This is a genomic window from Streptomyces shinuiensis, from assembly GCF_043660855.1.
Lineage (GTDB): Bacteria > Actinomycetota > Actinomycetes > Streptomycetales > Streptomycetaceae > Streptomyces.
The window spans coordinates 1,102,945-1,113,931 of the sequence record NZ_JBIHML010000001.1 but is presented as its reverse complement, the minus strand read 5'-3'; the positions used below and the strand labels follow the sequence as shown (position 1 = coordinate 1,113,931).

Here is a 10,987-nt window from a genome sequence, read left to right as displayed (position 1 = left end):
ACCGGAACGGTGCGTTCGGAGCGTAACACGCCGTCAACTGTGAACATAGACAACAGAGTTACCTTGTTCTCGATGTGCATCAGGGCATACGGCGCAGCCGGTCCAGCAGGGCGCGGCCGCGGCCGTACCGGGCGTCCTCGCCGGGGAACACCCGCTCCTCCTCGTCGGCCAGTCGCAGCAGCAGCTCCTCGGCCGCGCGGCGCTCGCCGGTGCGGGCCAGCAGGACGGCGATCTCGTACCGGGTGTCCAGCACCGCCGGGTCGTCCGGCCCCAGCAGACTGCGCTGCTCGGCCAGGGCCGACCTCAGCTCCTCCAGGGCCGCGCGGGTGCGGCCGAGCGCGGCCGAGCACAGGGCGGCCCCGACACGGGCGGCCAGGAGATCGGCGCGCGCGAGATCGGAGGAGGCCATCAGCTCCCCGTACTCCTCCAGCGCCGGGGCGGGGCGGCCGGAGAGGCGCAGGGCGGCGATCTCGGCCAGCCGGGGGTGGGCGGGGGCCGCCGCCGGGGCCGCCGGGGGCGGATCCTGCTGTAGTGCCCGCCGCGGGTCCTGTGGCGGGTCCTGACGGGGGCTCCGCGACGGGGCCCAGGCGGCGAGCGCGGCGGCCACCTCCGCCGCGGAGGAGGGCCGGTCCTCCGGCCGCTTGGCCAGCAGGGCCTCCACCAGCATCCGCAGCCCGACCGGGACGCCGGGGCGACGGTCGGCCAGCGGCGGTACCGGCTCGCTCGCGTGCCGGTGGTACAGCAGGAAGGGGCTGCTGCCGGTGAAGGGCGGAGCCCCGGCGAGCATCTCGTACAGCACACAGCCCAGCGAGTAGAGGTCGCCGGCCGGGACGGTCTCGCCCATGGCCTGCTCGGGCGCCATGTAGAGCACCGTGCCGGGAGTGGCCCCCACGGCGGTGAAGCGCGTCTCGCCGGGCTGCGGCTCCAGGGCGGCGGCTACACCGAAGTCGAGGACCTTGACGCCGCCGTCCGGAGTGATCATCAGGTTCGACGGCTTCAGGTCGCGGTGCACGACGTTCTGGCCGTGGGCGTAGGCGAGCACCTCGGCGGTGCGCCGCGCGATGTCCGCGGCGCGCTCGACGGGCAACGGTCCCTCGCTCGCGAGAACGGCGTCCAGGGCGCGCCCCGGGACGAGGTCCATCACCAGATAGAGCTCGCCCTCGTGGCTGCCGTGGTCGTGGACGGCGGGGACGCCCGGATGCTCCAGGCGGCCGGTTATGCGCGCCTCGCGCAGGAACCGGCGCTCCAGCGCGGCGGGATCGGCGCCGCGCCCGTGCGGGTCGAGGAGCTTGACGGCCACCTCCCGGCCGCGGTCGCGGTCGTACGCCGCCCGGACGACCCCCATGCCTCCCCGGCCCAGTTCGCGCGTGAACTCGTACCGCCCAAGGCTCCGCCGCATCGCGCCCGTCCTCGTACCCGTCCCCGGCTCCGGCGCCGACGGCGCCCGTCACACCCCCGCGGCCGGAGGCGACACGACGCCCGGCCGGCACCACCATCCTCTCACCGACCACAAGAGGCCACACGGGGCGCGCGGGATCACACGGGCCTCGGCCCCTGCGGCACGAGGAAGGGGCGGCGCGGGTCCTCGGGCAGACCGCGGCGGACGGCCAGCCGGGGTTCCGGGCCCGGCAGATGAGGGGCGAGGGCCGCGTACACCTCGGCGGCGGAGGCGGGCCGGTCCTCCGGGCTCTTGGCCAGCAGGGCCGTCAGCAGCTCCTGGAGGTCGCCGGGGACGTCCACGCCCCGGTCGCCGACCGGGGGCGGGGGCGAGCCCAGATGGCGGGAGGCCAGCAGCGCCGGCCGGTCGGTGGCGAAGAGCGCCTCGCCCGTGAGCATGTGGTGGAGCAGGCAGCCCACCGCGTACAGATCGCTGCGGCCGTCGATCCGGGCCCGGCCGGAGAGGAGTTCGGGCGAGGCGCAGACGATGTTGCCGACGCCCTCGCCGGTCGCGGTCAGCCGCGGGTCGGCGTCGGTGAGCAGTTTCACCAGCCCGAAGTCCAGGATCTTCACCAGGCCGTCCCGCCGGACCATGACGTTCTGCGTCTTGAGGTCGCGGTGCACCAGGCCGGCGGCGTGGGCCGCGGACAGCCCGGCGCACAGCTGCGCGGTGACGGCGGCGGCCGAGGGCACGTCGAACCGGCCGTCGACCTGCTGGTCGAAGAGGTATTCCAGGGTGGTGCCGTCGACCAGTTCCATCACCAGGCAGCAGGTGTGGCCGGTGACGGAGGCGTCGAAGACCGCGGTGGTGTTGGGATGGTCCAGGCGCGCTGCCGCCCGCGCCTCTCTGCGGAACCGGGCCAGTGCCTCCGCGCGGCTGCGGGGTACGGCCAGCAGCTCCGCGGCGACGGTCTTGACCGCCACGGGCCGCTCCAGACGCAGGTCCAGGCCCCGCCACACCTGCCCCATGGAGCCCCGGCCGAGGACCGAGTCCAGCCGGTAGCGGTCCAGCAGCACCACCCCCGGCGCGAACTCCCTCGCACCCGCCGGCCCCTGTGTCCGTTCCGTCCTCGGCGCTTCCCGCATAGCGGCATCGTGCCACCGCGCCCCGGCCGCGTCCGCACGGGGCCCGGTCCGGCCGCCCGCTACGTACCCCGCCGCCGGAGGCGGGGGAGGAGACCGGCCGGGCCCCACCCCCGAGGGGCCCGGCCGGAGCGTTCGCGGTACCAGCGGCGCAGGTGGCGCCGCTGCTGCCGGGACAGGGAGGGGTCGGCTTCCAGCAGGTGCGCGACGAAGCGCATGGCGTCCGGGCGGTACCCGTCGGTCATGGGACGGCCGCGGGCGTAGGCGGCGAACGCCGGACGGTAGTGCTCGCCCAGGACGCGCGGCAGTTCGGGCGCGATCCCGGCGACGACCGAGGCCCGCTTGGAGATCAGCGCCCGGCGCTGGACCTCCAGCCGCCCGGGGTCGAAGCCGGCGGGCGCGGGGCCGTCGGCGACCAGCGCGCCCAGCAGGGCGGCCTGGGCGGCGGCGAGCCGGCGGCGGGCCGCGTCGGTGCCGGTGTACGTGCAGGGGTCGGTGCCAGCGCTGGTGCCGGGTCCGGTGACGGGTCCGGTGGTGGGGCGGGTGTCAGGCACCGGTGCCTCCCGCGGCTCGCGCCGTCCCCTCGAACACGCCCCGTACGGCCGCCAGCTCGGCGGCCAGCTCCTCATCCGGGGGGAAGTCGTCGTCGCGCTCCAGCAGCACCCCCGGCGGATCGGTGCGCGCGCACAGCTCGGCCAGCAGCTCCAGCACCGGCTCCGGAACCGGGTGGGCGTGGCTGTCGTGCCACACCCCGTCGCGCTCCACACCGCCCGCCACGTGCACGTACGCCAGCGCGTCCAGCGGCAGGCCGTCCAGGACGGCCGGCGGGTCCTCGCCGCGGTTGACGCGGTTGGTGTGGAGGTTGGCGACGTCGATCAGCAGGCCGACGCCGGTGCGGTCCACCAGTTCGCTCAGGAACTCCGCCTCGGTCAGCTCCTCGCCGGGCCAGGGAAGCAGGGCCGCGATGTTCTCCAGTGCCAGCGGCACGGGCAGCGCGTCCTGGGCGATCATGACGTTCTCGCAGAGCACCTCCAGCGCGTCGCGGGTGCGCGGCACCGGCAGCAGGTGCCCGGCCTCCATCACCGGCCCCTCGGCTCCCGGCGCCCCGGTCCCCGGCCCCCCGGCCCGGACGAACGCGATGTGCTCGGTGACCAGCGGCGCCTCCAGCGCCTCGGCCCGGCGCGCCAGCGCCGCCAGCCGGGCGGGGGCGGGCCGCTGAGCGCCCCCGAGCCCGAGCCCCACCCCGTGCGGCACCACGGTGGTGCCGCGCTCGCGAAGCCGTACCAGCGCCGGCGGAAGGTGGCCGGGGCAGACGTTCTCCGCGACCACCTCCACCCAGCCGACGTCCGGCAGCGCCTCGATCGCGTCCGCGATTCCCGGCCGCCAGCCGATCCCCGTACCCAGTCGTGCCACGCCCGCCCCCCTCGACGGCTCCTCCCCGTGTGGGGTTGTCATCTCCGGGCAGAGGGATCACCAATCCCGCGCGGCGGAGTTCAGAGCTTCACCTGAGCTTTCGCCGGGGCCCCGCCCCGGTCCGTTCGCGGCCGCCGCCCGTGTGTCGCGCCCGCATCGGACCGGAGAACGACGAAAATCGGACCAGTCCTCCAGGGAGAGGTACATGCTGGAAAAGCTGCAGCGCCTACTGGGGCTCCGTACCGATCCGGTCATCTTCTTCACCTCCGCCGGGCTCACCGTGCTGTTCGTGGTGGCGGCGGTCTCGCTGACGGAGCAGGTGGACCGGATCTTCGCCGCGGCCTCGGACTGGCTGCTCACCAATCTGGGCTGGTTCTACATCCTGGGCGTGACGACCTTCCTGGTCTATCTGTTCTGGATCGCCGTCAGCCGCTACGGCCACATCCGCCTGGGCGCCCAGGACGACCGCCCGGAGTACAGCAGGCGGACCTGGTTCGCGATGCTGTTCGCCGCCGGGATCGGCACGATCCTGATGTTCTGGGGCGTGGCCGAGCCGATCAGCCACTTCGCCGAGCCGCCCCAGCAGGGCGTCGAGCCGCAGAGCACCGAGGCCGCCCGGATGGCGATGGCCTACTCGCTGTACCACTTCGGCCTGCACACCTGGTCGATCTTCTGCCTGCCGTCGCTGACGTTCGCCTACTTCGTCTACGTGCGCGGGATGCCGTTCCGGGTCAGCTCCGTCCTCCACCCCCTGCTGGGGGACCGGGTGTACGGCACCGCGGGCCGGATCGTGGACATCGCGGCGGTTATGGGCACGCTCTTCGGCGTCGCGGTCTCGATCGGCCTGGGGACGATGCAGATCAACAGCGGACTGGCGCGGCTGTTCGGCCTGCCGGAGAACTCGCTGGTCCAGGTGCTGCTGATCACCGTGATCACCGCCATCGCCACCACCTCGGTAGTCTACGGCCTGGACAAGGGCATCAGGCGGCTGTCGAACATCAACATCGTCATGGCCGTCGGGCTGATGCTCTTCGTCTTCGCCACCGGGGCGACGCTGTTCCTGGCCAAGGGCGTCATCGAGAACGTCGGCGTCTACCTGTCCTCGCTGGTGTCGCTGGCCTTCTGGAACGACACCTTCGCCGACACCGGCTGGCAGGGCACCTGGACGGTCTTCTACTGGGCCTGGACGATCACCTGGTCGCCGTTCGTGGGCATCTTCATCGCCCGCATCTCCAAGGGCCGCACGGTCCGCGAGTTCGTCCTGGGCGTCCTCGCGCTGCCCACGGCCTTCACCATCGTGTGGTTCAGCGTCTTCGGGATGTCCGCCATCGACATCGAGCTGAACGGCCAGGGCGGGCTGGTGCGGGACGTGGTGGAGGAGGGCGACATCCCCGGCGCGCTGTTCACCTTCCTGGAGAACTACCCGCTCACCACCCTCGCCTCGGCACTCTCGGTGCTGATCGTGGTCATCTTCTTCACCACCTCCTCGGACTCGGCGTCCCTGGTGGTGGACATGCTCAGCGCCGGACAGCGGGAGGAGGGCGGGCCGACGCGGCAGCGGGTGTTCTGGGCGATCACCGAGGGCGTGGTCGCGGGGACACTGATCGCGGCGACCGGCAAGAGCGGCCTCGACGCGCTCGCCGAGGTGATCACGGTGCTCGGTCTGCCGTTCTTCGTCCTGGCGTTCCTGATGATGTACTCGCTGGTCCGCGCGCTGCGGACGGACTTCCCCGAGCTCACCGGCCCGCCCGCCGCGCTGCGGCGGCGGATGGAGCGGGAGCGCAGGACGCGGGAGTGGGGCGCGGGGAAGCGGGACGGCGAAGGGGGCGAAGGCACCGAGGGCGCCGGAGGCGCCGGGGGCGGGGTCCCCGAAAGCGGGCGGTAGCCCCTCAGCCGGGCGTCGCCGGGTGGGCCGGGAGCTCGGGGTGCTCGGCCACGACCGTGGCCGAGCCCGGGGCGATCTCGGTGAAGCCGGCGTCGCGCACCACCGGCAGGCCCGACTGCGTCAGCCGCTCCCACCGCCCGCGCGGGGCGGTGCGGACCGCGAGCGGGAAGCCGGCCGCGCGCCAGGCGGCCCGCGCCGCGCCGTCCAGCGCCAGCCAGGCGAGCTGGGCTCCGTGCCCGGCCTGGGCCATCGCCTTGCCCGAGGACATCTCCAGTTCCGGACTGAGCCACAGCACGGGCGTGCCCGGCTCCGGCGCGGCGGGCGGTACGGGGTCCTCCAGCTCGGTGCCGGAGACCTGCAGGCGGGCCAGGTCCTCGGGCCAGCCGTCCAGCGGTACGGGCGGGAACACCCGCACCTCGGCCGGGTGCTCGCCGCAGCCGGTCACCGTGGTGCCCGGCAGGGCGCAGGCCCGGCGCCACTCCGCGCCGCGCGCCCGGCGCACCACCTTGCGGATGCGCCCGTCCTGCCAGTCGCGCACCGCCTGGTGCCAGTCGCCTTCGGGGTCCGTCGCGCGCGCGTCCGACAGCATCACCAGCACCGCGCGCGCCGCCGTCCGAAGCGCGTCGGTACGCGCGGGCGGGCCGGGGGGAGCGGACCGCTCGATCCGGACGACGAGCGGCATCACGTACTGCGGGGCCGCGTCCCGGCCGGACGCCTCGCGGGTGGTGGCGGGGTCGGCGGAGGGGGCGTCGGAGGTGCTCACGGGCCCAGTGTGCCAGCCGCCGCGGAGGGCGCCCGCGCCCGCCCCGGACAAGAGGTCCCGGGTGGGCGGAGCCGGGAGTACCCTCGGCCCCATGGAGTTCGTATCCGGCTGGACCGCACCCGAGACGGCGGATGTCCGCGGTGGCGGCGCGGGGGGCGTCGGCGTCACCGGGCGCGAGGAGCGGGCCATGTGCGTGCAGTGCGGCGATCCGACCGAGTACCCGGCGAGCACGCGCGGTGCGACGCTGTGCCCGGTGTGCGAGTGGCACGAGGCCGAGCGCGTCGCCTGCTCCTGCTGAATCCGGCCACACCTTCGGGGCGGGCCGCGGGACTCAGTCCCGGCCCATGGCCGAGGCGATCATCTCCGAGACGTGCACGATGCGGTATCCGCGCTCCCTCAGCTCCGGGACGATCCGGCGGACGGCCTTCTCGGTGGCCGGCGCCTTCTCGCGGTCGCAGTGCAGCACCACCACCGAGCCCGGCCTGATGTCCTTCAGCACCCGTTCGGCCACCTTCCCGGGATCCTTCTCCCCGGCGTCCGGCGCGGCCACGTCACCGGCCACCGCCGTCACCTTCGCCGGGGCGACGGCCCGCCGGGAGCGGTCGTCGAAGCAGCCACCGGGGAAGCGGAAGTAGGGCGTCAGGTTCTTCACCCCCGCCGCGCGGATCGCCTTCCGCCCCTTGCGTACGTCCGCGAGCCGTTCGCCGGGCGCGAGCGCGGGCAGGTCGAGGCAGTCGCGGGTGAAGGCGCGGTAGGAGTGGGAGAGGTTGCCGACCTCGAACAGGTCGTCGCGGCCGATGGAGCGCGCCTGGTGCCTGTAGGTCTGCGCCCACAGGCCCGACATGAAGACGGTCGCGGGGGCCTTCTCGCGGCGCAGGGCGGCGATCAGTCCGGGATTGTCGTGGCGCTTGCCGTCCTCGGCGCGCTCGCGGTCCTCGGCGGACAGGGCGGCGTCGAAGGTCAGCGCCACCACCTTGTCCCCCTTGTCGCCGCTCTTCTCGGCCTTCTTCTCCTGCTTCTCCCGGTTCTCGCCGTGCTCTTCCGCCTTCTCCTCCTCCGGCTTCTCCGCCTCCCCGCGCTCCTCCGGTTTCCCGCCCTCGTCGCCGGCGGCCCGCGGGGCCTCGGCGCGCGGGCCGTGCCGGAAGACGGGCACCCGGCCGCTGATGGAGGCGGGCAGGGTGGCGTACCGGTCGGTCGGCGGTACGGCCTGGTCGTCGCCGTCCGGGCGGGAGACGGAGGAGCGCGGGGAGGCGGAGAAGCCGTCCTCCCCGGATTCCCCCTCCGGAGCCGCCGGCGAAGAGGGCGCGGCCGGGGAGGCGCCGGCCCGGGTGGCATCGCCACCCGGGCCCGCGCAGCCCGCCGCCGCGGCGGCGACCAGGGCGAGAGCGGTCAGGGGACGGGCGGTGCGGCGCACGGAGACGGTCATGATCGGAACGTAACGACGATCCGGGACGGCCGCGCGGGCTGCTGCTCTTGTCGGACTACCGCCGCCCCCGGCCCGGGTGACGCCCGGCCGGGGGCGTTGTACCGCGCACCGGGCCGGGCTTCGGGTCGCGCGCCAGTAGCCCGGTGCGTGCACCCGTCCTTCGGCAGGCCGAGGTCCTTGCACGCGTACGAGGCGAGGGCTCGGGAGGCGGTCACCGGCTGACCCCCGGCCGGCACGGCCCCGGCGCCCGGTACGGCCTCAGTGGCGCCACGGACCGGTGACGGCGAACGTGGTCCCCGGGTCGTAGCAGTTGACGTACATGGTGCGGCGGTCGGGCGAGAAGGTGACGCCCGCGAACTCGCCGTACGCCGGCTCCTGCGCGGTGCCGGTGTTCTGGGCGTTGCGCGCCAGGGCGTAGATCTCGCCGTGGCGGGTGAGGCCGTAGACGTGCTGTTCGCCGCCGCCGTCCTCGCAGACCATCAGACCGCCGCCCGGGGCGAGGCAGATGTTGTCCGGCGACTCGCCGGGGGTGTCCACTCCGGTGTCCGGCCCGAAGACCACCGCCAGCGTCAGCCGGCGGCGGCCCGGCTCGTACCGCCACACCTGGCCGAAGTGGTCGGCCGCCGAGCCCTCAAAGCTGCGCGCGTAGCTGGAGACGAAGTACACCGCGCCCTCGCCCTGGTGGCCGCCCCAGTAGCAGCCCTCCAGCTTCTGCGCGTGGGTGGCGCCGCCGCGGCCGAAGTCCTGGAGACGGATGGGCGTTTGCTTCGCCAGCGGATCGGGCACCGGCACCCACTCGACGCCGTCGAAGTACGTGCCCGGCCCGGTCACGGCCGACAGGTCCGGAACGCCGGGCACCCGCATGGCCTCCAGTCTCCCGCCCGCGCGCAGCGAGTCGAAGCCGCCGCGGGGCCGGTGCGGCAGGAAGCGGTAGAACAGGCCGAAGGGGTGGTCGAAGGCGTCCTCGGTCTCGTAGACCACGCCCTCGCGCGGGTCGACGGCGATGGCCTCGTGCTGGAAGCGGCCCATCGCGGTGAGCGGTTCGGCGACGGTGCGGTGACCGGGACGCAGGCCGACCTCGAAGATGAAGCCGTGGTCCTTGGTGTAGCCGTTGGTGCCGGCCTTGTCCTCGGTCTCCTCGCAGGTCAGCCAGGTACCCCAGGGGGTGGGGCCGCCCGCGCAGTTCACCGCGGTGCCCGCGATGCCCACCCGCTCGCCCAGTACGCGGTCGCCGCCGGAGAGCTCCAGCACGGTGCAGCCGCCCATGCCCTGCGGGTCGTACGTCAGCCCGCGCACGGCGGGGACGCGGCGGGGGGCGTTGTGGCGGTTCTCGTGGTTGCGCACCAGCTGCACGTGGCCGGGGCGCGGGCCGGGCAGGGCGGTCATGCCGTCGTGGTTGCCGGGGACCGGCCCCTGGCCCGAGAGCATGGGTTCACCCTCACGCGACAGCACCCGGTAGCGGAAACCTTTCGGCAGGTCGAGCAGGCCGTCGGGGTCGGGCACGAGGGGGCCGTACCCGCCCCGGCCGCCGGCCGCGGGGGCGGCATGGGCGGCGTCCGTACCGGCGAACAGTTCGCGGAGCGATCCGGCGAAGGCGATCCCCGCCCCGACGGCGGCACTCCCCAGGATCTGGCGTCGCGTTGCTGACATGGGCAACTCCCTGCTGGCGGACAGGTTGATGACCCGGTTGTGTGTACCACGCCGTCCGCCCGGCGGAAACCAGGCGCGGCCCCGGTGGGGCCCGCACGCGCGCGCCGCGACCCTCCCGGCGTACGGATCCGGCCGCTCTCCGCGCAGCCGGTCCCCCGGCCGGACCCCGCTTCCGTCGGGGCCCCCGTCAGGCCCCGTCGCCCTCCCCGGTCAGGCGCCGCGCGTCGCGTGCGAGCGCGGTCAGCCGGGATATCGCCCGGAAGTACTTCTTGCGGTAGCCGCCCCTGAGCATGTCCTCGCCGAAGAGGTGGTCGAACGGCACCCCGGAGGCGAGCACCGGCACCTCGCGGTCGTAGAGCCGGTCGGCCAGGACCACCAGGCGCAGCGCGGTGGATTGGTCCGGCACCGGCTGGACATCCGTGAGGCATACCGCCTCCACGCCGTCGCACAGCGCGCCGTAGCGGCTGGGGTGCACCCGGGAGAGGTGGTCCAGGAGGGAGGGGAAGTGGTCCAGGCAAGCGCCGGGCGTACGGTGCGCGGCGGTGGTCACCTCGGCGTCGCCGGCCGGCGGCGGTGCCTCGGGCAGACCGCGGTGGCGGTAGTCCTCGCCGTCGATGCGCAGCGTGCGGAAGTGCGCCGACAGGCCCTGGATCTCCCGCAGGAAGTCGGCGGCGGCGAACCGGCCCTCGCCCAGCTTGCCGGGCAGGGTGTTGGAGGTGGCCGCCAGCGCCACGCCCTCCTCGACCAGACGGCTCAGCAGAGTGGAGACCAGCACGGTGTCGCCCGGGTCGTCCAGCTCGAACTCGTCGATGCACAGCAGCCGGTGCCCGCCGAGCGTGGCCACCGTCTGCTGGAAGCCGAGCGCGCCCACCAGATTGGTCAGCTCCACGAACGTGCCGAACGCCTTGCGCTCGGGCGGGGCCTCGGCGGCGTGCCACAGGGAGGCCAGCAGATGGGTCTTGCCGACGCCGTAACCGCCGTCGAGGTACACCCCGCGCGGCCCGGACGGCGCCGTCTGCCGCCCGCCGCGGCGGAACCAGCGGCGGATGCCGCCGCCCCCGCCGTCCGCCCGGTCCCCGCCGAGCCCGTCCGCGAACTCGCCCAGCACCTTCACCGCCTCGAACTGGCTGGGCTGGGACGGGTCGGGGATGTAGTTGTCGAAGCGCACCGAGTCGAAGCGCGGCGGCGGCACCATCTCCGCGACCAGGCGGTCGGCGGGGACGTGCGGCTCGCGGTCGCACAGGGACAGCGGGGCGGGCTTCTGGGCGGGGGAGGACGACACCCTTATCACTGTACGTGGCGTGGCGGGGCGCGAAACACGCCAGTGGCA

The 10,987-nt window shown here is 74.5% G+C and carries 8 protein-coding genes and 1 pseudogene; 2 read left to right on the top strand and 7 right to left on the bottom strand.

Going from position 1 to position 10,987, the window contains the following annotated elements:
* Positions 1-79 precede the first annotated feature (79 nt).
* The 3 genes and pseudogenes from ACGRHY_RS04950 to ACGRHY_RS04940 form a co-directional block, all read right to left on the bottom strand.
* On the bottom strand, positions 80-1,399 hold the full coding sequence (locus ACGRHY_RS04950) for a serine/threonine-protein kinase (protein WP_394634169.1): 1,320 nt from the start codon (positions 1,397-1,399) through the stop codon (positions 80-82).
* Between the two features lie 137 nt (positions 1,400-1,536).
* A complete protein-coding gene (locus ACGRHY_RS04945) occupies positions 1,537-2,523 on the bottom strand; it encodes a serine/threonine-protein kinase (RefSeq protein WP_394634168.1) in 987 nt (328 codons plus the stop codon).
* Between the two features lie 59 nt (positions 2,524-2,582).
* Positions 2,583-3,975 (bottom strand): annotated as a pseudogene (locus tag ACGRHY_RS04940) (MbnB/TglH/ChrH family RiPP precursor modification enzyme).
* Positions 3,976-4,138: 163 nt separating this feature from the next.
* On the opposite strand from ACGRHY_RS04940, the gene ACGRHY_RS04935 reads away from it, so the two are divergent.
* On the top strand, positions 4,139-5,818 hold the full coding sequence (locus ACGRHY_RS04935) for a BCCT family transporter (RefSeq protein ID WP_394634167.1): 1,680 nt from the start codon (positions 4,139-4,141) through the stop codon (positions 5,816-5,818).
* A 4-nt stretch (positions 5,819-5,822) separates the two neighbouring features.
* Here ACGRHY_RS04935 and ACGRHY_RS04930 read toward each other — a convergent pair whose 3' ends face one another.
* A complete protein-coding gene (locus ACGRHY_RS04930) occupies positions 5,823-6,581 on the bottom strand; it encodes a peptidyl-tRNA hydrolase (protein ID WP_394634166.1) in 759 nt (252 codons plus the stop codon).
* Positions 6,582-6,672: 91 nt separating this feature from the next.
* Here ACGRHY_RS04930 and ACGRHY_RS04925 point away from each other — a divergent pair, with 91 nt between their 5' ends.
* On the top strand, positions 6,673-6,879 hold the full coding sequence (locus ACGRHY_RS04925; RefSeq protein WP_394634165.1) for a hypothetical protein: 207 nt from the start codon (positions 6,673-6,675) through the stop codon (positions 6,877-6,879).
* A gap of 33 nt (positions 6,880-6,912) precedes the next feature.
* Here ACGRHY_RS04925 and ACGRHY_RS04920 read toward each other — a convergent pair whose 3' ends face one another.
* From ACGRHY_RS04920 to zapE, 3 genes are all read right to left on the bottom strand, one after another.
* Positions 6,913-8,007: a polysaccharide deacetylase family protein gene (locus tag ACGRHY_RS04920; protein WP_394634164.1), complete on the bottom strand. Its 1,095-nt coding sequence runs from the start codon at positions 8,005-8,007 to the stop codon at positions 6,913-6,915.
* A 258-nt stretch (positions 8,008-8,265) separates the two neighbouring features.
* Positions 8,266-9,657, bottom strand: coding sequence for an alkaline phosphatase PhoX (locus ACGRHY_RS04915; protein WP_394634163.1), 1,392 nt, complete (start codon positions 9,655-9,657; stop codon positions 8,266-8,268).
* 187 nt (positions 9,658-9,844) lie between these two features.
* A complete protein-coding gene (gene zapE, locus ACGRHY_RS04910; RefSeq protein ID WP_394634162.1) occupies positions 9,845-10,948 on the bottom strand; it encodes a cell division protein ZapE in 1,104 nt (367 codons plus the stop codon).
* Between the last annotated feature and the right edge of the window lie 39 nt (positions 10,949-10,987).

What these genes read in the sequence shown, in the direction of transcription:
- ACGRHY_RS04945 (WP_394634168.1), bottom strand. Translation starts at nt 2,523, where the DNA reads ATGCGGGAAGCGCCGAGGACGGAACGGACACAGGGGCCGGCGGGTGCG.
- ACGRHY_RS04915 (WP_394634163.1), bottom strand. Translation starts at nt 9,657, where the DNA reads ATGTCAGCAACGCGACGCCAGATCCTGGGGAGTGCCGCCGTCGGGGCG.
- ACGRHY_RS04920 (WP_394634164.1), bottom strand. Translation starts at nt 8,007, where the DNA reads ATGACCGTCTCCGTGCGCCGCACCGCCCGTCCCCTGACCGCTCTCGCC.
- ACGRHY_RS04950 (WP_394634169.1), bottom strand. Translation starts at nt 1,399, where the DNA reads ATGCGGCGGAGCCTTGGGCGGTACGAGTTCACGCGCGAACTGGGCCGG.
- ACGRHY_RS04925 (WP_394634165.1), top strand. Translation starts at nt 6,673, where the DNA reads ATGGAGTTCGTATCCGGCTGGACCGCACCCGAGACGGCGGATGTCCGC.
- ACGRHY_RS04935 (WP_394634167.1), top strand. Translation starts at nt 4,139, where the DNA reads ATGCTGGAAAAGCTGCAGCGCCTACTGGGGCTCCGTACCGATCCGGTC.